Origin of the sequence: Saccharothrix sp. S26 (assembly GCF_021390395.1) — a bacterium.
Classification (GTDB): domain Bacteria; phylum Actinomycetota; class Actinomycetes; order Mycobacteriales; family Pseudonocardiaceae; genus Actinosynnema.
The window spans coordinates 169,655-190,285 of sequence record NZ_JAJUWT010000015.1 but is presented as its reverse complement, the minus strand read 5'-3'; the positions used below and the strand labels follow the sequence as shown (position 1 = coordinate 190,285).

Annotated in this window: 15 protein-coding genes and 1 pseudogene; 6 read left to right on the top strand and 10 right to left on the bottom strand. The window is 73.2% G+C overall.

The features are described 5' to 3' along the window. Positions 1–85 precede the first annotated feature (85 nt). Positions 86–925 carry a S1C family serine protease gene (locus LZG04_RS25025; RefSeq protein WP_233820796.1) on the bottom strand — a complete coding sequence of 280 codons (840 nt, stop codon included), beginning with the start codon at positions 923–925 and terminating at the stop codon, positions 86–88. 45 nt (positions 926–970) lie between these two features. After that, positions 971–3,058, bottom strand: coding sequence for a bifunctional diguanylate cyclase/phosphodiesterase (locus LZG04_RS25020; protein ID WP_233820794.1), 2,088 nt, complete (start codon positions 3,056–3,058; stop codon positions 971–973). 207 nt (positions 3,059–3,265) lie between these two features. On the opposite strand from LZG04_RS25020, the pseudogene LZG04_RS43075 reads away from it, so the two are divergent. Both LZG04_RS43075 and LZG04_RS43070 read left to right on the top strand, forming a co-directional pair. Next, positions 3,266–3,721: pseudogene (locus LZG04_RS43075) on the top strand (NAD(P)-binding domain-containing protein); the annotation flags it as partial. Further along, positions 3,704–4,138, top strand: a complete 435-nt coding sequence (locus LZG04_RS43070; RefSeq protein WP_374202875.1) for a hypothetical protein — start codon at positions 3,704–3,706, stop codon at positions 4,136–4,138. The pseudogene LZG04_RS43075 and the gene LZG04_RS43070, both read left to right, overlap by 18 nt. A gap of 93 nt (positions 4,139–4,231) precedes the next feature. On the opposite strand, the gene LZG04_RS25010 is transcribed toward LZG04_RS43070, so the two are convergent. The 3 genes from LZG04_RS25010 to LZG04_RS25000 are packed head-to-tail and all read right to left on the bottom strand — an operon-like array spanning position 4,232 to position 7,048. Then, positions 4,232–4,999: an ESX secretion-associated protein EspG gene (locus LZG04_RS25010; RefSeq protein WP_233820790.1), complete on the bottom strand. Its 768-nt coding sequence runs from the start codon at positions 4,997–4,999 to the stop codon at positions 4,232–4,234. Continuing rightward, on the bottom strand, positions 4,996–6,618 hold the full coding sequence (locus LZG04_RS25005) for a PPE domain-containing protein (RefSeq protein WP_233820788.1): 1,623 nt from the start codon (positions 6,616–6,618) through the stop codon (positions 4,996–4,998). The genes LZG04_RS25010 and LZG04_RS25005 overlap by 4 nt, the downstream gene beginning before the upstream one ends. Before the next feature lie 13 nt (positions 6,619–6,631). Beyond that, positions 6,632–7,048 (bottom strand): hypothetical protein, encoded by a 417-nt coding sequence (locus LZG04_RS25000; protein ID WP_233820786.1) that lies wholly within the window; start codon positions 7,046–7,048, stop codon positions 6,632–6,634. A gap of 240 nt (positions 7,049–7,288) precedes the next feature. Here LZG04_RS25000 and LZG04_RS24995 point away from each other — a divergent pair, with 240 nt between their 5' ends. Further along, the gene (locus tag LZG04_RS24995; RefSeq protein ID WP_374202873.1) at positions 7,289–9,961 is read left to right on the top strand and encodes a BTAD domain-containing putative transcriptional regulator; all 2,673 of its coding nucleotides are present in this window, start codon (positions 7,289–7,291) and stop codon (positions 9,959–9,961) included. Positions 9,962–10,154: 193 nt separating this feature from the next. Continuing rightward, on the top strand, positions 10,155–11,111 hold the full coding sequence (locus tag LZG04_RS24985) for a hypothetical protein (protein WP_233820784.1): 957 nt from the start codon (positions 10,155–10,157) through the stop codon (positions 11,109–11,111). A gap of 28 nt (positions 11,112–11,139) precedes the next feature. Here the strand turns inward: LZG04_RS24985 and LZG04_RS24980 are convergent, their stop codons facing one another. Continuing rightward, entirely contained in the window at positions 11,140–11,853 is a 714-nt protein-coding gene (locus tag LZG04_RS24980) for a zinc ribbon domain-containing protein (protein WP_233820782.1), read from the bottom strand. A 112-nt stretch (positions 11,854–11,965) separates the two neighbouring features. Continuing rightward, positions 11,966–13,618, bottom strand: a complete 1,653-nt coding sequence (locus tag LZG04_RS24975; protein ID WP_233820780.1) for an FAD-binding dehydrogenase — start codon at positions 13,616–13,618, stop codon at positions 11,966–11,968. 67 nt (positions 13,619–13,685) lie between these two features. Here LZG04_RS24975 and LZG04_RS24970 point away from each other — a divergent pair, with 67 nt between their 5' ends. Next, positions 13,686–14,159 (top strand): cupin domain-containing protein, encoded by a 474-nt coding sequence (locus LZG04_RS24970; RefSeq protein ID WP_233820778.1) that lies wholly within the window; start codon positions 13,686–13,688, stop codon positions 14,157–14,159. Between the two features lie 422 nt (positions 14,160–14,581). On the opposite strand, the gene LZG04_RS24965 is transcribed toward LZG04_RS24970, so the two are convergent. Beyond that, positions 14,582–15,412, bottom strand: coding sequence for a hypothetical protein (locus LZG04_RS24965; protein ID WP_233820776.1), 831 nt, complete (start codon positions 15,410–15,412; stop codon positions 14,582–14,584). A 256-nt stretch (positions 15,413–15,668) separates the two neighbouring features. On the opposite strand from LZG04_RS24965, the gene LZG04_RS24960 reads away from it, so the two are divergent. Beyond that, positions 15,669–18,914: a S8 family serine peptidase gene (locus LZG04_RS24960; RefSeq protein WP_374202872.1), complete on the top strand. Its 3,246-nt coding sequence runs from the start codon at positions 15,669–15,671 to the stop codon at positions 18,912–18,914. A gap of 60 nt (positions 18,915–18,974) precedes the next feature. Here LZG04_RS24960 and LZG04_RS24955 read toward each other — a convergent pair whose 3' ends face one another. Together LZG04_RS24955 and LZG04_RS24950 are read right to left on the bottom strand one after the other, a co-directional pair. Then, a complete protein-coding gene (locus LZG04_RS24955; protein ID WP_233820772.1) occupies positions 18,975–19,382 on the bottom strand; it encodes a hypothetical protein in 408 nt (135 codons plus the stop codon). A 44-nt stretch (positions 19,383–19,426) separates the two neighbouring features. Then, positions 19,427–20,566, bottom strand: coding sequence for a mechanosensitive ion channel family protein (locus LZG04_RS24950; protein WP_233820763.1), 1,140 nt, complete (start codon positions 20,564–20,566; stop codon positions 19,427–19,429). Positions 20,567–20,631 lie beyond the last annotated feature (65 nt).

Below are 20,631 nucleotides of genomic sequence, written 5' to 3'. Positions count from 1 at the left end.
CGGCCGCCGGTCGCGCCACCCGCCACCGCGGCCGGGTCGACGGGATCGTCGGCCTGGCCGCGATCGGACGTCCACGCCCCACCGGTCACGACAGCCGGCCGACGATCTGCTGGACCTGGTCGGACGGGATGGCGAAGCCGATGCCCACGCTGCCCGCCTGACCGCTGTCGGACGCGGGCGAGTAGATCGCCGAGTTGATGCCGATGACCCGGCCCGCCGAGTCGACCAGCGGCCCGCCCGAGTTGCCGGGGTTGATCGAGGCGTCGGTCTGGATGGCCTGGTAGCTGACCGACGACGAGCCGTGGCGGCCCGAGGACGTGCCCGGCACGGTCACCGTGCGGTCCAGGGCGCTGACGATGCCCGACGTGACGGTGCCCTGGAGCCCCTCCGGCGAGCCGATCGCGACGACCTGGTCACCGATCCTCACCTGGTCGGAGTCGCCGAACGTGGCGGGCGTCAGGCCGCTGACCCCCGACACCTGCACGACCGCCAGGTCGCTGGACGGGTCCGTGCCGACCACGGAGGCGCCCGCGGTGCGCCCGTCGCTCAACGTCACGGTCACCTCCCGCGCGCCCGCCACCACGTGGTTGTTGGTCAGGATCCGGCCGTCCGCGGTCAGCACGACCCCGGAACCGATGCCCTGGCCCTGCGCCGACACCACGTTCACCTGCACCACGCTCGGCAGCACCTTCGCGGCGATGGCCGAGACGTCCAGGGTGGACGAGGCGTTCGCCGCCACCGGGCCGCTCACCGGCGTCACCGAGGCGGGCGAGGCGTTCATCGCGCCCACCACCCCGCCGGTGACACCGCCGAACAACGCGGCCGCCAACGCCGCCGAGGTGATCACCGTGCCGGTACGACGCCGCCAGAACGGCGCCCGCTCCTCCAACGTCCCGCTCATGGCGGGGAAGCCCTGTGTCGTCATGCGTCCAGCGTCGACCCGCGGGCTATGAGCAAGCTGAGCGTCCCATCAGGACTTGCCAAGAATCCCGCGGACCTCGTCGGCGGTCAGCAGCTTCGACCCGAACAGCGGACCCTGCGCGCCCGTGACGCCCAGCTCCACCAGCCGCCTGGCCTCGGCCCCGGTGCGCACGCCCGCCGCGAACAGCGGCACGCCCAACGTGCCGCGCGTCCACGAGAGCAGCGTCACGGCCGCGCTCTCCTCGACCGGGTCCGCGCCCTCGGCCAGCCCGTACACCGGTGAGCCCTGGAACTTCACCGCGGTCAACGGGATCCGCCGCAACCGGTCCAGCGGCACGTTGCCGCCGCCGACCTGGTCGAGCACCAGCCGCACGCCGTGCTCGGCCAGGTAGGTCAGCTCCTCGACCTGGTCCTCGCTGATCAACGCGGGCAGGTGCTCGCTCAGCTCGAACTGCAGCAGCCGCGCCGGCAGCCCGCTGTCGCGCAACGCCGCGCGCACGGTCGCCACCAGCTCCGGCTCCTGGCACTGCCGCGCGGTCAGGTCCATGCTCAGCACGGGCGCGGCGTCGCCGAACTCCGCGTGCCAACGCCCCGCGTCGGCGCACGCCTGCGCGATGGCCCACTTGCCCAGCCGCGCCGCCATGCCGGTGCACGTCGACAGCGACACCAGCTCCTGCGGGTCGAGCACGCCCTCGGTCGGGTGGTCCCACCGCAACCGCGCCTCGACGGCCAGCAGCGACCCGTCCGCCAGCGCGTGCACCGGTTCGTAGTCGACCCGGAACTCGCCCTGCTCCAACCCGCCGGAGATCGACGCGGCCAGCCGCATCCGGGCGCGTTCACGCTGGTCGCGGGCCTTGTCGTAGAGCGCCCACTGCGCCTTGCCGTCGTCCTTGGCCCACCGCACGGTCAGGTCGACGCACCGCAGCAGCTCGACCGCGTCCGCGCCGCGGGCCGGCTGCACCACGATGCCGACGCTGGCGGTCACGCCGATGCCGTCGTCACCCACCCAGACGGGTTCGGCGAGCAGCTCGACGGCCGACTCGGTGAGCGCGACGACGCCCGCCACGTCCGCCGGGTCGCGGATCAGCACGCCGAACTCGTCCGGCCCGATCCGGGCCAACTGCCCGATCCCGTCGAACACCGACCGCAGGTGCCCGGCGACGGCGGTGAGGACGCGGTTGCCGACGTCGTGCCCGAACGCGTCGTTGACCACCCGGAACCCGTCGAGGTCGAACACGACGAGGGCGAGCGTGGCGGGGCCGCGGGTGCCGACCGCGCCCTCCAGCCAGCCGACGAACTGCGCCCGGTTCGGCAGGCCGGTCTGCACGTCGTGCAGGCTCTGCCGCACCAGCTGCGACTGCAACGCGCGGACCTCGTCCAGGCTCTCGATCAGGGTGACGTAGAACGCGGGCTCGCCGTCGTCGTCGCGCAGCAGGGCGATGGCGATGACCACGCTCACCAGCTCGCCGTCGGCCTTGACCAGCCGGGTCTCCGCGCGCACGTGCTCGCGACCGGCGTGCAGCTGCTGGGCGGTGCGGGAGATCAGGTCGCGCTCGTCGGGGTGGACCAGGTCGCGGCCCCGCGAGCCGACCAGCTCCTCCGAAGTGCGGTCCAGCAGGGCGAGCATGGCGTCGTTGCAGTCGAGGATCACGCCGTCGATGTCGGCGACCGCGATGGCCAGCGCCGAGGTCTGGAACACGGCGCGGAACTTCGCCTCACTCGCCCGGACCGCGGATTCGGTCGTCCGGGTGGAGCTCAGCTCGTGGTCGTGCTGCTGCTCGTCGAGCGTGCGGCGGCACAGCGCTTCGGTGAAACCGGCGGCGAGCGCGCCCAGTGCGGCCATCAGTCGCGGTCTGTCGTCGACGGCGAGGTGCTCGCCGAGGAAGGCGAGCGTGCGCTCCACGGTGCCGGTGCCCGCTAAGTGGTGCTCGACCAGGCGGCGACCCACCTCGCGCGCCCGTGCGGCCGACCCGTCGTGCTCGACGGCGGCGCGCAGGTCGTCGGTGCAACCGGCGAGCAGGTCGATCAGCCGGTCGTCGGGTTCGGTGCCCGGATCGGTGACGGCGGCGGCCCAACGGCGTGCGAACGCGTCCCGTGATTGAGCGGGTTCGTCATCGGCTCTCGCTGTGTCTGCCATCGTCATTCAGCTCTGCGCGCCAATCGTCACGGGGGTCGCTCTCCGCGCATTCCCGGACCATTTGTCACTCGAATGGAGGAATGCGGACCGGTGGTCCCGATCAGCTTACTTGCCGAGCGCGCAGGCACGGCAAGACGATCAACACAGGTCTTCAGCCGCCCGTGACCTCCGCGGGTACTTGATCTCCAGTGCACCCGAGGTTTTAGCGTCGTGACCATGTCGGTCACGGTGTTGGGTCTGGGTGAGATGGGGAGCGCGCTGGCCACGGCGTTCCTCGAGGGCGGGCAGCGGACCACGGTGTGGAACCGCACGCCGGGCAAGGCGGACGCGCTCGTCGCCAAGGGTGCGGTGGGCGCGGCGTCGGCGGAGGAGGCCGTCGCGGGCGCCGAGCTCGTGGTGGTGAACGTCAAGGGCAACGAGGCCGCGCGGTCGATCCTGGCGGCGGCCGGGTCGCTATCCGGGCGGGTGGTGGTGAACCTGTCCGACGGGACGTCCGGGGAGGCGCGTGACCTGGCCGCGTGGGTCGTGCGACGCGGCGCGCGGTACGTGCACGGGCAGATCATGACCATCGCGCCGGCTGTCGGGCATCCCGATTCGGTCGTGTTCTTCGGGGGTGATGAAGCCGCTTTCGAGCAGCACGCCGAGGTGCTGTTGTTGATAGGCGGGCGCGCGACTTTTCTGGGGGACGACCCGGGCGCGGCGGCGCTGTTCGGGATGGCGATGAACGGCACGATGTGGGGCACGCTCAACGGGTTCCTGCACGCCGCGGCGCTGCTGTCGAGCCAGGGCGTGGAGGTGAAGCGGTTCGTGGAGGCGGCGTCGGCGTCGTTGACCGGGCTGCTCGGCTACCTGCCGTCGTTGGCGGAGGAGGTCGACCGGGGTGAGTACGCGGTGCCGTTCGGCGCGCTGAAGCACCACCTGCCGGCCGCCGAGGACCTGGTGCGGGAGAGCCGTGAGCGGGGGATCGACGTGGAGTTCCCGGCGTGCACGGCGGAGCTGGTGCGTGCCGCGGTGCGGGCCGGGCACGGTGACGACAGCTACTCGCGGCTGGTGGAGCGGTTCCGGGCGGGCGCGTCCTGAGCGTTCAACTCGGGTGTTCCGAACGTAGGACTCTCGCGTTCCGAACGTAGGACTCTCGCGAGAGTCCTACGTTCGGGAGGCGGGAGCCGGGGGTCAGGAGACGGCGGACAGGACGGAGGCGATCCGGGTGGCGATGCGGTCGTTGTCGGTCGGCGCGAGGCTCAGCCAGCCGTCCTCGTGCACCATCAGGTAGCGGCCCTGGTGGGTGTCGAACCACGTGATCAGCGCACCCGCGCGCGTGCGCCGGTAGCCGCCGCCCACGGTCACGCCGAACTGGCCGCCCGCGACCCGGCTGGAGGCCAGCTCGCTGACCACGGTCGCGTCCTCGCGCGACAGGCCGGCCTTCTGCAACGCCTCGCGCTCGTCCAGCTCACCGCCGCCGCCCCACGGGTCGTCGTCCTCGTCGTCCTGCTGCTCGTTCTGCAGCGCCACGGCGGCGGTCAACGTCTCCAAGCGCAGCGACAACGCGCTGCCCGGCCCGGCGGACCCGTCCGGCAGCACCTCCACGATCGACCGGGCCAACGCCGTCGGCCGGATCTCCAGCACGCCCACCGAACCGCTGTCGATCACCGCCAACGCCGCCCGGTTCCCGTCGGACACGGCCACCGCGCGCACCGCCCGGTCCACGTGGGCGACCGCGTCCACGGCCACCTCGTGGTCACCGAGCAGCCGCAGCAGCGCCACCAGCCGCGGGTCGGGCTCGCCGTACGCGGCGAGCACCTCCTCCCGCAACCGCTTGCGCTCCTCCTCCGTGTCGCCCAGGCTCGGCACGTCCAACGGGTAGGGCAGCCGCCCCAGGTCGAGGTGGTGCCACAGCACGTCCAGCTCACGGGGCGTGAGCACGAACTCCGGCTCGATCACGGTTGGTCCTTCTTCTTGGGCTTCGCGCCGCCGATCACCGACGGGGGCAGGTTCTCGCCGGGCACCTCGAAGATGTCCTCACCGCGGATGTACGCCGCGGCCCGGTGCTCCTTGTCCTCGCCCTGCTGACCGCCGGCCGGCGCGCCACCCATCGGTGCGCCACCCGCCATCGGGGACGCCGCCGCCGCGCCGCCGGGGCCGAACCCGCCGGCCGGCATCGGGCCGCGCGGCCCCTGGCCGCCGATCGCGCCCGTCGACCCACCGGCGGCCAGCGAGCCACCAGCCCCGCCGGCCCCGCCGGACCCGGTCGGGCCGAAACCGCCGCCGAAGCCGCCACCGCCGCCGCCGAAGCCGCCCGGAGGCATCCCACCGCCGGGCATCCGGCCGCCGGGCACGCCACCGCCGCCACCGCCCGCACCGCCGCCACCGGGCAGCGGAGGGGTGCCGGGGCTGCCGGCCGGGATGTAGGCCGGCGGCTTCACGCCGGGAGGCAGCGTGCCGCCGCCCTGGCGGGGCACCGCGTTGGGGTTCGCGGGCTGGTACGGCGGCACGTAACCGCTGCTGCCGGGCGGGTTGTAGCCGCCGCCGGGAGGCGTGTAGTTGTAGCCCGGGTTGTTCGACGGGGGCGTGTACGGGTTCGACACCGGCACCTGCGCGGCCGCCGCGGCGGCCGTCGTGCCCTCGGGCCGGTACACCGGCGGGGCCGACGGCGTGGAGCCGCTGGTGTAGGTGCCGGGGCTGCCGTACGAGCCGGGGGCCGTCGTCGGGTACGACGGGGCGGGCGGCGAGTAGCCCGACGGTTGCGTGCCCGACGTCGACTGCGCCGGCTGGTACGACTGCGCGGGCTGGTACGTCTGGGCGGCCTGCGTCGGCTGGGCGGGCTGCGTCGCCGTGTACGCCGAAGGCGCGGTCGCGCCACCGGAAGCGCTCAGGGCGTCCACGCCCGCGCCCGCCAGCGTGGCGGTCGAGGTGGACCGCATGAACGCGACCGGCGGCTCCTCGGTGCGGCCGGTGACGGGGTTGAACGGCGCGCTGAACTGCGGCGTGGTCTGGTCGACCGCCTGCGACTCGCGCTCCATCGTGCTCATGACCGTCACGGCGTGCTCGTGCAAGGCCCGCGCGTGGTCGTTGGCCGCCTGCACGTCGGCCGCGGAACTGGCCAGCCCCTGGATGCCGCCCGCGGTGAACACCCCCGTGGCCTGGTCCCAGTTGAACTCGACCGGCTCGGGCATGCTCGCCCGGGCGTTCTCCATGATCTGGCTCTCGTCCTGCACCCGCTTGCCGACCTCGACGGCGGTTTCGGCGGTGTGCGTGACCCAGTCGGCCAGGCCCTTGATCGCCAGGCGGGCCGCGTCCGCCGCGTCACCCGTCCAACCGGACTCGCTGACCGCGACCCGCTCGTTGATCAGCCGCGCGGCCTCGGTCAGCTCCGCGCCGAACTGGCCCCACTCCGCGCCGATCTCGCCGGTCTGGCCGGGGTCGTTGTTGTTGTGCACCGCCTCGTACAGCTCGCGGTGCGACCGGGACGCCCAGTTCTGGGTGTCGGTCAGCACCAGGTCGATCTCGCGCTCTTCCCGGACCAAGCGCTTGAGCTGCAGGTCCACCCGCTCCGTCGCCATGCTCGCCAGCCCTTCAGTTCCCGCTCAGCTTGCGCAGCTCGACGCTGCTCTCGTCGTCGACCGCGGTGAAGTTGCGGATCGCGTTCTGCACGGAGTCGTGCGTCTGCTGGAGCACCTCGCGGTAGGCCGTCATCACGGCCACGAACGACCGCGGGTCGCCGTCCGCGCGCGCCTCGAACTTCTGCGCCAGCCGGTCGCCGACGGGGTTGCGGCCGATCGGGGTGGGACGCGCCAGCCGGCCGGCGCGCTCCAGCCACGAGTCGACCTGGTCCATCTGCTCCAGGAGCATCTTGCGCAGCTCCTCGCCGGTGGCGGGATCGAGCGACACCCGGCCGGAGTTCACGGTCTCCTGGAGCGCCACGACCTGGCCGTTGACGGTCGGGACCTCCTGGGGCGGGGCCACTTCATCCCCGTTCTCGGCGATGTACATCGGTATCCCTCGCGAAGGCAGCCTGATGGACGGAACACACCATCCCGGTGTCCTCCAACGCCCGGCCAACGCGCGCCCAACGCGGCCCGCCGGAGTGCGGTGGCGACTGTGGGAAACTCTTCGACTACACGGTGACAACGCCGAAAGGGCTTGCGGATGCGGGTGAACCTGCTTGGCCCCGTTGAGCTGGTTTCCGCAGGTGGGGAAGCCGTTCGGTTGGGCGCGGCCAAGCGGCGGACGGTGCTCGCGGCACTCGCGCTCGAACTGAACCGCGTGGTGTCGGGCGACCGGCTGCTGGAGCTGGTGTGGGACGGCTCACCGCCGGCGCAGGCCAAAGCCGCCCTCCAGGGGCACATCGCCCAACTGCGCAAGGTCCTCGGCGGCGGTGTCGCGCTGGTCACCCGCGCGCCCGGCTACGTCCTGACCGGCGAACGCGCGGCCGTGGACGTGTTCCGGTTCGAGGACCTGCTGGGGAGCGCGCGCGAGGCGGGCGACGAGGACGCGGTGCGGCTGCTGCGCGAGGCGTTGGGGCTGTGGCGCGGGCCGGTGCTGGCCGACGTGCCGGGCGACCAGGTGCGGGAGGCGGTGTCGGCCCGGCTGGAGGAGCTGCGGCTGGTGGCCGTGCAGGAGCTCGCGACCCGGCTCATCCGGCTGGACCGGGCGGCCGAGGCGGTATCCGGGCTGCGTGACGCGGTGGAGGCCAACCCGTTGCGCGAGGCGCTGGTGTCGCGGCTGGTGCTGGCGCTGCACTGGAGCGGGCGGCAGGCCGAGGCGCTGGCGCTGTTCCACCGGACCCGGGAACGGCTGGCGGACGAGCTGGGCGTGGACCCCGGACCGGAGCTGCGCGAGGCGTACCAGGCCGTGCTGGCGGGCGACACCGCGCCGGCGACGCCGGTGGAGCGCGCGCCCGCGCAACTGCCGCGCGAGCACCGGGGGTTCGTCGGGCGCGAGGAGGAGCTGTCGGACCTCGGCACGGCCCTGATCGGCCAGGACTCGGCGATCGGGCTGCTGGTGGGTCCCGCCGGGGTGGGCAAGACGGCGTTGGCGCTGCGGTGGGCGCACCGCGTGGCGGGCGACTTCCCGGACGGGCAGCTGTTCGTGAACCTGCGCGGGTTCGACGAGACCGAGCCGCTCGACCCGCGCACGGCGTTGATCGGGTTCCTGCGGGCGCTGGGGTTGACCGACTCGCAGATCGCGGCGGACCTGGAGGGCCAGGCCGCGCAGTACCGGTCGTTGCTGGCGGGTCGCCGGGTGCTGGTGTTCCTGGACAACGCCCGGTCGGCCGAGCAGGTCCGGCCGCTGCTGCCCGGCTCGGCGCGGTGCCTGGTGCTGGTGACCAGCAGGCACCGGCTCGACGACCTGGTGGTCACGGAGGGCGCGTCCTCGCTGCACGTGCCGACGTTGCCCGAGTCGAGCGCCGAGGACCTGCTGACCGCCCTGCTGGGCCGCCAGCGGATCGAGCAGGAGCCGGACGCGGTGGCGGAGCTGGTGGAGCTGTGCGACCGGCTGCCGCTGGCGCTGCGGATCGCGGGCGCGCGGCTGGCGTCACGGCCGCGGTGGACGATCCAGTCGCTGGTGGACGAGCTGCGCGACGAGCAGGGGCGGCTGTCGGCGTTGTCGCTGCCCGAGGCCGGGCGCGGGGTGCACGCGGCGCTGGCGGTGAGCTACCGGGAACTGCCGGAGGGCGCGGCGCGGCTGCTGCGCCGGCTGGGCCTGCACCCCGGCACGGACCTGGACAGCTACACGGCGGCGGCGTTGCTGGACATCAACGTGGTCAGCGCGCGGACGCACCTGCGGACGCTGGCGTACGCCAACCTGCTGCACGAGTCGACGCCCGACCGCTACTCGCGGCACGACCTGGTGCGGCTGTTCACCCACCACCTGGCGGCCACCGAGTCCGAGGTGGACAACCAGGTGGCGACCAACCGGCTGCTGGACTACTACCTGCACGTGGCGGACCGGGCGCGGGCGCACCTGTCCGACCACGTGCGGCCGTTCGGCCCGGCCGAGCACCGGCCCGCGTCGTTCCCGGAGCTGTCGTCGCACGCGGCGGCGCTGGACTGGTTCACGCTGGAGGAGGCCAACCTCGGGCTGGCCCTGGACATCGCGGTGAACGGCGGGCAGCGGGAGCGGACGTGGCAGCTCGCGCTGTGCCTGGACGCGTTCCACTTCCGCCGCGGCAACCGGCTGGACCGGCTGGCGCTGTGCCGGATCGGGTTGGCGGCGGCGCGGTCGCTGGGCGACCGGCACGCCGAGGCGACGTTCCTGCTGCGGTTGGGGTCGACGTTGGCCGACCTGGGCCGCATCGACGAGGCGATCGAGGCGTGCACGCGGGCGGCGGCGTTGGCCGACGGCGACCGGCACCTGGAGCTGGCCGCGTTGGCGAACCTCGGGTACTGCCTGATGGCCGACGACCAGCTGGACCGCGCGCAGGAGACGATCCTGGAGGCGCTGGACGTCGCGCGGGAGGTCGGGGACGACCGGTCGCAGGCGAGCATCCAGAACAACCTGGCCAACGTGCTGCTGCGCAAGCACCAGCCGGAGGAGGCGTTGCGGCACGCGACGGAGGCGTTGGGCCTGTTCCCCTCGGCCCCGTCCAAGGCGCACACGGCGACGCTGCACACCGTGGGCACCGCGTCCCAGCAACTGGGCCGTGCCGACGAGGCCCTGGAGTCCTACCGCGCGGGCCTCGCCCTGGCCGCCCGACTGGGCGACCGCTACCAGGAGGCCCTGTGCCACCGCGCGATCGGCGACGTCCTGGAGCAGTCGGAGGGACCCGCCGCCGCCCGCCCGCACTGGCTGGCCGCCCTCACCCTCTACCGCGACCTGCGCCTGCCCGACGCCGACGACGTGGCCCGCAAACTGGACCTGCCCACCCTCCCGCTCCCGGACCACCACCCGCACGCATCCTGAGCGTGTGATCGAGAAGCCTGGGCGTTCGAGCTCACCGGGCTCCGGGTCGGCTCGTCGGTGGGTGCGACGGTCGGACCGGGTCGACCGTCGGCAGGCACACCCACGCTGTCACTCGAACGGGTGGCGGTGCGGCGGGGACGGCTCGGTGTGCCGACACTGGAGGTCGGTTCGGTGAACCGGACGGAGAGCACGCGTGGACATCTCCCCGGCCGAACTCGCGGCCGACTTGCGCAGGCTCCGCCGCGGTCGCGGGGCCCAGGCGCCGCGCCTCGCCGACGAGGTCGGTCCGGCGTTGCGCGCGCTGTGCGGCGTCCGCGACACCGACTCCCACGCCGTCGTCCGGGAGAAGGTGCGCGTGACGCTGCGCGGGTGGAGCGAAGCGCTGCCGGTCGACCTGCGGGCCGTTTTCGTCGTCGCGCTCGCGCTGGACGTCGACGTGGAGGGCAAGTTCCTGGGTGACCGGGAGCGGTCGCTGGCCGTCGGGTTGCACCGCGACGTCCGCACCATCCGGCGACGCGTCGAAGAGGCGATCGACCTGTTCGCGGAGAACGCCGCCGCCCGCGCCGGCCCACCGCCCGGTGGTGACGCCGACCACTGGCACGTCGAGCGGCTGGAGGCGCTGGTCCGCCTCGACGTGCCGGAACCGGAGTGCGTCGAGCGCTGGACGATCGTGGCCGCACGCGACATCGGCGACCACGTCCGGGTCGCGGTGAGCCCACCGTGCGGGCCGACCGGTGACGGCGCGCGAGTGCGAGCCGTCCCGTTCTTCGGGGTGGAGGTGGCCGGTGAGCAGCGGCTGCCGGACGGGCGCCTCCTGCTGGACCTGCGCCTGCCCCGCGCCCTGCGCGCCGGTCAGCGGCACGAGTGCGGCCTGGTCGTCACCACCGCGGCGGGCGGCGGAGCCCGCTCGCACCACCTCTACCGCCCGGAGCGGCGGTGCGAGACCTTCGAGCTGACGGTCCGGTTCCCGGCCGCGCACGTGCCCGCCGCGATCAGCCCGGTCCGGGGCTCGCCGGCGGCCGGCGACGGGTGGGCCGCCGAGGGCGAAGTGGTGGTCGACGCGGTCCACGAGGCGCACGCCGCGTTCGAGGACCTGCGTTCCGGGAACGTCTACGGGATTCGCTGGCGGCCGGAGGTGCCCGGCGGCTGAGCGTCCCGCCCCACCCGGGCCGGCGCGGTCAGCGGCGCGGCAGCGTCGTGCCGTCGGACGTCCCGGTGTGGCTGAGGCGCTTGGCGAAGCAGTCGTCGGGACCGATGCGCTCCCGGTCGCACCACGCGTTCGCCTCCGCGCCGGTGGCGTAGGTGTAGGGCACCACGGTGACCCAGAAGTCGCCGCTGTCGAAGCTGACGAAGTCCGCGGAGGACAGCAGCAGCGCGTTCGGGTACCTCGCCGCGGTGAGCTGGAAGTCCCGCCAGATGTCCTCGTGGGTGAACGGGACACCGTCGACCACGAGCCCCAGCCGCTTCGAGGACAGCTGCGGCACCCACCGACCCACGAGGGCCTCGACCGCCGCCCGGTCGGTGGCGACCCGCGCGTCCAGGTGTCCGCGCGCGATCTCGTCCGGCGAGAGCGCGCGGGCGGTGGGCGGGGCCGGGGTCGTGGTGCCCGGCGGGGGCGTCCACGTCCACGACGGCACCGGGACGGTCGGCACGCCCGCCTCCGCCGCGGTCGCGACGCCCGTGACGCGGCGGTTCGAGTAGCGCACCGCGACCACGGACGCGGCCACCACCGTGATCGCGACCACCACCAACGCGGTGACCACCAACGGCAGCGAGAGGCGTGGACCGTCCGGTCGGGCCCCCGCGGACCACGCCTCCAGGTCGGCGCCGCACGCCGTGCAGTACCGGAGGCCGGGGGTCTGACCGGCGCCACACCTGCCGCAGACGTTCATGGGGCGTCCCTGCCGTGTCGTGGCGAAGAAGACAGACCACGCTAGCCCCGGCCTCACCGCCGCACCGCCGGGTGCGGCGATTGACCACTTCTTGTCCGCTGGTTGTCCAGCCTCAGGCGGTGGCCTTCGCCGCCGCCCGCCCGGCCACGCGGCCCGAGAACAGGCAGCCGCCCAGGAACGTGCCCTCCAACGCGCGGTAGCCGTGGACGCCGCCGCCGCCGAAGCCGGACGCCTCACCGGCCGCGTAGACGCCCTCCAACGGCGTGCCGTCGTCCTTGAGCACCCGGGCCGACAGGTCGGTGTGCAGCCCGCCCAACGTCTTGCGGGTCAGCACGGACAGCCGCACGGCGATCAGCGGCCCGGCCTTCGGGTCCAGCAGCGGGTGCGGCTCGACCACCCGGATCAGCTTGTCGGTGATGAATCTGCGGGCCTCGCGCATGGCGTTGACCTGCATGTCCTTGCCCAACCCGGAGATCACCTGCCGGTCGCGCTCCACGATCGTGCGCCGCAGCGCCGCCGCGTCGATCAACGAGGTGCCGGTCAGCTTGTTCATGCCCGCCGCCAGCTCCTCCGGCGTGCGGCCGAAGATGAACTCCTCGGACCGCTTGGCGAACTCCTCCACCGGCGCGACCGCACCCGGCAACGCCCGCTTCAGCACCGCCCGCACGTCCTTGCCGGTCAGGTCGGGGTTCTGCTCCGACCCGGACAGCGCGAACTCCTTGCCGATGATCCGGGAGTTCAGCACGAACCACGAGTAGCCGTGCCCGGTCTTCACGATGTGCTCCAACGCGCCCAGCGCGTCGAAGCCGGGGAACAGCGGGATGGGCAGCCGCGAGCCGGTCGCGTCCAGCCACAGCGACGACGGGCCGGGCAGGATGCGGATGCCGTGCCTGCTCCAGACCGGCGCGTAGTTGGCGATCCCCTCGGGGTAGTGCCACATGCGGTCCTCGTTGATGATCTCGCCGCCGGAGGACCGCACGACCCGGAGCATCTCGCCGTCGACGTGGTCAGGCACGCCCGACAGCATGTGCTCGGGTGGCGTGCCCAGGCGGGACGGCCAGTTGCGGCGCACCATCTCGTGGTTGGCCCCGATGCCGCCGGAGGTGACGACCACGGCCTGCGCGCGCAGCTCGAAGTCGCCGGACACGACCCGCGAGCTGGGCTCGCCGCGACCGGCCGTGCTGACCTCCAGCACCTCGCCGCGCACGCCGTCCACCGCGCCGCCGGTCGTGGTCAGCCCGGTCACCCGGTGCCGGAACTTCAGCTGCACGAGCCCGCGCGCCACGCCCTCGCGCACCCGCCGCTCGAACGGCGCGACGATGCCCGGCCCGGTGCCCCAGGTCACGTGGAACCGCGGCACGGAGTTGCCGTGGCCGTCGGCCAGGTACCCGCCGCGCTCGGCCCACTGCACGAGCGGGAACCAGCGCACGCCCATCCCGTGCAGCCAGGCCCGCTTCTCACCGGCCGCGAAGTTCACGTACGCCTCGGCCCACTGCCGCGGCCAGTGGTCGGCGTCCCGGTCGAACGCCGCCGAGCCCAGCCAGTCCTGCAGGGCCAGCTCCGCCGAGTCCTTGACCTTCAGCCGTCGCTGCTCGGGGCTGTCGACCAGGAACAACCCGCCGAACGACCAGAACGCCTGACCTCCGAGCGAGGACTCCGGCTCCTGGTCGAGCAGGATGACCCTGCGCCCGGCGTCGACGAGCTCGGCGGTGGCGACCAGGCCCGCCAGGCCCGCGCCGACGACGATGACATCCGCATCTGCCATCGGGCGAGTCTAGATCGAACCGCGGCACTGGACGAGAGCTGAATAAGATTCACTTTGAGGAGGCGCGGTGTCGTACACGGGGGACTCGGGCGAGGTCAACGCGGTCTGGCGGCCGGTGGCGGAGGTGGAGTCCATCGACCGACCGCTGACCACCAACCGGCTGGTCGCGCCCGGCGACGTCACGCGCGGGCAGTTCGGGCTGTTCGACTGGCGGATGCGACCGCGGGCGGGCGGCCCGGCGCCGCACTTCCACCGGACGTTCTCGGAGTCGTTCTACGTGATCTCCGGATCGGTCCGGCTCTACAACGGCGACACCTGGGTGACGGCCACGCCGGGTGATTTCCTGTACGTGCCGCAAGGCGGTGTGCACGCTTTCCGGAACGAGACCGACGAACCGGCGTCGATGTTGATCCTGTTCGCCCCGGCCCCTCCCCGCGAGAAGTTCTTCCGGGAACTCGCGGAGATCGCCGATTCGGGTCGGCGGCTCGACCCGGGGGAGTGGGCGGAGTTCTACGCGCGGCACGACCAGTACATGGTCTGAGCTGCGCGGGTGACGCGGTCCAGGCCGCCGGCCGTGCGGTGGGGGAACCGTCCGGCCGGCGGCGGTCGGGCGTGCGTGGGCGCACCTGCAACGTCTCGGGGAGAGGTGCCGCGCGGGCCTGGGGGGAGGTGCCCTGCGGGCCTGACGTCCGGTGCGGCGTCCACGTGCCGACCAGCAGTAGAACGGGCGGTGACCGGTGGGTGTTCCCCCGGTGGCGGCAGGGTGTCGGGGGTCACGGACCGTGGTCGGGAACGGCGTGCGGCGGGGTGTCGCGGGTGTCCGGGGTCACGCGGTGCCGGGGCGCGGGGTGGTGCCGGTGGGGTGTGCCGGGTCGGGTGGGGCCGTGGGCGGACGGTGATGCCACCGTGGGTGCCGGGTCGGCGTGCGCCGGCGGAGGGTGGTGCGGCAGGGGGTCGGTCGGTTCAGGCGTCGCCGCGCAGTTCGGTCATCCGGGCCTCGGCGCTCGCCAGCTTGTCCCGCGCGGTTCCGGCGCGGCGCTTGGCCTTGGCCAGCCTGGTCGCCGCCTCCTGCTCGGCCTGCTGGGCGCGGCGCAGTTCGGCGCGCAGGGTGGCGGTGTGCTCCTCCCGCTCGGTCAGGGTCTGCTCGGCCTCCGTGACGGCCGCGTCCGCTTTCCGCACGTCCTGCCGCGCACCGCTGATCTCGTCCCGGGCCCGGGCGAGCTGCCGTTCCCGCCGCTGCTCCCGGCGCGGGGCCAGGTCGTCGCGCACCGGGGTCGCGGTCTCGCTCAACGGGCCGAAGCCGGACTGCTCGACCGGCTTGACCAGCCGCCCGGCCCGGATCCGGGCACCCAGCACGGCGTCGGCCAGCGCGGCGGTCAACGTGGTGCGCACCTGCTGCACGGCGTCCGGCCCGAGCGGTTGCCCGGCATGACCGGCCAGCACCTCCACCCGCCGCACGAGCGCGCTCAGCACGGCCCGCCGCCGCGCGCTCAGCTGACGCAACGCCCCGCCGCGCAGCTCCTCCTGCGCGGCCCGCAGCTCGTCACCGAGAGCGAGGGCCTCGGCCAGGTCGGCCGCGTCCTCGCGGGCCAGCAGGTTCAGCGCCCACGCCGACGTGGTGGGCTTGCGCAGCGCCGAGACCTGCTTGGCCAGCACCTTGTCGCCCCGGTCGGCGGCCTGCCGGGCGTGGGCGTCGCGGGCCGCGACGAACTCCGCCGGCGGCAGTGCGTACAGCTCGTCGGCTATCCGGTCGAACGGCGCGGTGTCCACGATGTCGACCAGTGTGCTCGCCATCGCGCCGATGTGCGATTTGTTACCGTTTTTCCGCGCATGCGGGCGGTTCACCGTTGACAGTGTTTGACATTCCGGCCGGTCGGCTCTTGACTGGAGCTGCCGCGCCCGTTCCGGTGTTCCGCGGCACTTCTCGCGTGTTCGCGCAATAGCCCGTTCAGTCCAATGTGGACTTTTCTATTGGGCTGTTCGTCCGATTGTTACGCGGTGCCCGGGGGGATGTGCTTGCGCCATTCTTTCCCCACGAAGGGTTTGCGCCGTGATCAACTCAGGAAGTCGGTGGAGACACCGCACCAGTGCGGCCTTGCTGGCCGCCGTGCTGGGCACCACTGGGTTCGGCTTCGCCGCCGGGTCGGCCGTCGCGCAAGAGGCGCCATCCGCGCCCGCGACCGCCGACAAGCAGCTCGACAAGCAGGACCGGGAGCGCATCGCCGAGGCCGAGCAGGCCGGTCAGGCGAACGTGACGCTCCTGGTCGCCGCCGAAGAGGGCAAGCTGGACTCCGCCGCCAACGACCTCAAGGCCCTCGGCGGCGTCGTCGAGTCCACCGAGCGCGATGTCGACTACCTCAAGGTCTCGGTGCCGCGGGACAAGGCCGAGAAGGCCGCCAAGCTCGCGTCCGTGAACTCGGTGGACGTCGACGGCCTGGTCGTCCTGGACAACCCGCGTCCCGAGGGCGCGACGAACCCGCTGCCGCAGCCGGCGCCGGGCAAGTCCACGCCCAAGAAGAACCCGTACATGCCGACGCAGGACACCAAGGCGGCGCAGTTCACCGACGAGCACCCCAAGTGGGACGGCCGCGGCACGACGATCGCCATCATGGACTCCGGCATCGACCTGGACCACCCGGCGCTGGCGACCACCACCACCGGTGAGCGCAAGATCGTCGACTGGTACAACGCCAACGCCACCAACTCCGGCGACGGCACCTGGTTGCAGGTCTCCGGCCGCTACAACGGCAAGTTCACCGCGGGCGGCGCGACCTACACCGCGCCCGCGACCGGCGGCCCGTTCAGCTTCGGCACGTTCCGCGAGACCGCGGGCGACCTGGGCCTGGCCAACAGCGAGACCGGCGGTGACATCAACCGCGACGGCGACCGCACCGACACCTTCGGCGTGCTGCAGGACATCACGACCAAGGAAGTCCGGGTCGACACCGACGGCGACGGCGACTTCACCGACCAGACCGCGATGATCGACTACAAGTACAAGAAGGACGTCGGCCACTTCGGCGCGGACAACCCGGCCACGCCGGTGCTGGACACCGTGGCGTTCGTGGTGCAGACGGACAAGTCGAACTACGACGCGGCCGGCACGGCGTGGGTCAACATCGGCATCTCCGCCGCCGCCCACGGCTCGCACGTCGCCGGCATCACCTCGGCGAACAAGATGTTCGGCGGCAAGATGGCCGGCGCCGCGCCCGGCGCGAAGCTGATGGCGGTCAAGGTCTGCCTGTCCACCCCGTCGTGCACCAACAGCGGCCTGATCGACGGCCTGCTGTACGCGGCGCGCAACGGCGCGGACGTCGTCAACATCTCCATCGGCGGCCTGCCGGCGCTCAACGACGGCAACAACGCGCGCGCCGAGCTCTACAACCGCACCATCGCCGAGTACAACGTGCAGGTGTTCATCTCCGCGGGCAACAGCGGCGCGGGCGCGAACACCGTCGGCGACCCGTCGGTGGCCACGGACGCGATGAGCGTCGGCTCGTACATCACGGCCGACACCTGGCTGTCCAACTACGGCTCGAAGACCGCGCAGAAGGAGGGCCTGCACGGCTTCTCGTCGCGCGGCCCGCGTGAGGACGGCGGCTTCAAGCCGAACATCGTCGCGCCCGGCTCGGCGATCTCGACCGTGCCGCAGTGGCAGACCCCGGGCCCGGTGGCCGGCACCTACGAGCTGCCCGCCGGCTACGCCATGTTCAACGGCACGTCGATGGCCGCCCCGCAGGCGACCGGCGCGGCCGCGCTGCTGATCAGCGCCTACAAGGCCGAGCACAACGGCGAGCGCCCGCCGGTCCAGGCGCTGCGCACCGCGATCCAGTCCGGCGCCAAGTGGGTCTCCACCCTCCAGGCGTACGAGCAGGGCGCGGGCCTGTTCGACACCAAGCGCGCGTGGACGCAGCTCAACGCGCACCCGGAGACGCAGTCGGTCAGCACCTCGGTGACCGTGAACACCGCGCTGTCGGCGCTGCTGGCCACCCCGAACACCGGTGTCGGCATCCACGACCGCGAGGGCGTCGTCGTCGGCCAGGAGTACACCCGCACGTACACCCTGACCCGCACCACGGGCCCGGACCGCAACCAGAGCTTCGTGGTGAACTGGCAGGGCAACGACGGCACGTTCTCGTCGAGGTCGTCGGTGACGCTGCCGCTGAACACGCCGGTGAAGTTCGACGTGAAGGTCAAGCCGAAGGCGGCGGGCGCGCACTCGGCCGTGCTGCGGCTGGACAACGTGCTCACCCGCGGCATCGACGTGTTCACCCTGAACACCGTCTTCGCGGCGGACGAGTTCACCGCGGCGGGCAAGTACGCGGTGACCAAGACCGGCACGATCGCGCGCAACCAGTCGAAGAGCTTCTTCGTGCGGGTGCCCGCGGGCACGAGCGCGCTGAAGGTCGACCTGGCGGCGGGCGGCACCGAGCCGGGCAAGGGCCAGGTCCGGTTCCTGCGCTACGACCCGTACGGCGTGCCGTTCGACACCACGTCGTCGACCAACTGCTACAACCCCGACGCGGGTGCCGGCTGCGCCGGTGGCTCGCCGACCAGCCGCACGGTCAGCAACCCGCTGCCGGGCGTGTGGGAGATCGTGGTCGAGGCGCGGCGCACGTCCGACGCCGACGCCGCGCCGTACTCGGTGTCCGCGTCCGTGCTGGGCACGACGATCAGCCCGAACCCGGACACCATCGAGTCGGCCGTGATCGGAACGCCGATCAGCCGCGAGTACGCGGTGACCAACTCGCTGGCCTCGTTCACCGGCAAGCTCGTCGGCGGTCCCCTGGCCAGCGCCCGGATCGACCGCCCGACCATCGCGAACGCGGCGGTCCAGAGCTACGACCTGACCGTGGCCCCGGGCTCGACGTCGCTGCGCGCGACGATCGGCAAGACCAGCGACGTGTCGGCCGACCTGGACCTGTTCGTCTACAACTGCACCTCCGGCACCTGCGTGCTGGCCGGTCAGTCGGCGGACGGCGACTCGGAGGAGTCGGTGACGATCGCCAACCCGGCCGCCGGTGCGTGGCGCGTGCAGGTCGACGGCTACGAGGTGCCCGCGGGCACCACGGAGTACGACTACATCGACCTGTTCACCGCCGCCGGCCTCGGCACGGTCGCGGTGACCGACGCCGACGCCGAGCGGACCGCCGGCGCCACGTGGACGGTTCCCGCCACGGTGACGGCCGCGGGCCAGGCCGGTGCGGGCCGCGTGCTGCGCGGCGAGCTGACCGTGCAGACCTCGGACGGCGCGGTCGTCGGCCGCGGCGCGGTGATCCTGAAGAACGTGGCCTGACGCCACTCGCGAGACCCTCAGGGCCATTCCCGCCGCGGGCGGGGGTGGCCCTGAGCCACGTCAGGGGGTCGGGTCGGCGTTGGAGAGCGGTTCGTCCACGTCGACCCGGCTGACGCCCTCGACGCCCGTCAGCTCGGCGACCGCGTCGATCGGCGCTGTGACGCGGACGTAGCCGATGGTGGCGTCGGTGGTCTCCACGGTCGCGCCCAGCCGGCCCATGGTGGCGGCGACCTCGTCGGCCTTGCCGGGTTCGGTGGAGACGGTCAGCCCGATCGTCTCCACGCCGTCGCGCTCGGCCTTCGCCAGGACGTCCCGGGCGTGCGGGCTGAGCTTGGGTGACGGCACGGGCGCCGACGATACGCCGGCCGAGGTGGGCGGCGGCGTGCCGATCGAGCCGGTGTCCGCCGGTCGTTGGGCGCAGCCCGCCAGCGCCAGCCCCGCCAGCACCGATACCACGAGTCCTCGCACGTGCCCTCCTGCGGCCGATCCTGCCACCAGGACGGACGCGGGGGTCAGCGCGGTTGCACGGCCTGGTCCGGGCCGCTGAACGCCTGCACGCGCTCCTCGCCGTCCGCGCTCTCGCCGAACACCCGGTTGTCGGACGAGCCGTTGGCCGAGGACGCCGGCGCGCGGCCCGTGGCGCGGGGCAGGTCGCGCACCCGGACCTGCGGCAACGCACCGGGGTGCCGCGAGCGCAGCCAGCCGACCAGGTGCTCGCGCGCCACGCACCGCAGGTCCCACAGCCGTCCGGCGTCCGACGCGCTCACCAGCGCGCGGACCCGCACGAACGAACCCACGGCGTCGGTCACCTGGAGCACGCACACCCGGCCGTCCCACAGGTCGCTGGTCTCCAGCGCGTGCCGCAGCTCGTGCCGCAGCTCCTCCACCGGCACCGTCCAGTCGAGGTCCAGCTCCACCGTGCCCAGCAGCGCCGACTGGGTGCGGGTCCAGTTCTCGAACGGGGTCTTGAGGAAGTAGGCGGTGGGCAGGATCAGCCGCCGGTCGTCCCACAGGTGCACGACCACGTACGTGAGCGTGATGTCCTCGATGCGGCCCCACTGCTTGTCCACGACCACCACGTCGTCGAGGCGCACCGCGTCGCTGAACGCGATCTGCACGCCCGCGAACACGTTGCCCAGCAACGACTGCGCCGCCAGCGCGGCGATCGCGCCGATGACACCGGCGGAGGCCAGGATCGAGGTGCCGGCGGCCCGTGCGCCGGGGAACGTCATCAGCACCGCGGCCGCCGCCAGCACGCTCACCACGACCACCGTGACGCGGCGGACCAGCGTGATCTGCGTGTGCACGCGGCGGGCGTGCCGGTTGTCGGACACGTCGACCCGGATGCGCGCCAGCGTGGCGTCCTCGATCACCACCAGTAGCGCGGCGAGCAGCCAGGCGCCCGCGAGGATGAGCGCTATCCCCGTGACGTGCATGGCCACCGGCCGCCAGTCGCCGTGCGCCGCCACGCCGAGCGAGACCTGCGCCGCGACCAGCACCGCCACCGCGAGCGCGGGCTTGTGCGCGTGCCGGGCGAGGCCGGCGAACAACGCCGACCGGCGGCCGATGCGCCGGACCACCCGGTGGACCAGCGTGACGGTGAGCAGCGCGACGAGCAGCGAGCCGGCGAACGTGACCACGGCTGCGAGCACGGGAAGGGCACCTCCTCTGCGCGGGTACGTCCCCGGAGCCGTACCCGCGAACGGAGTAGTTCAGG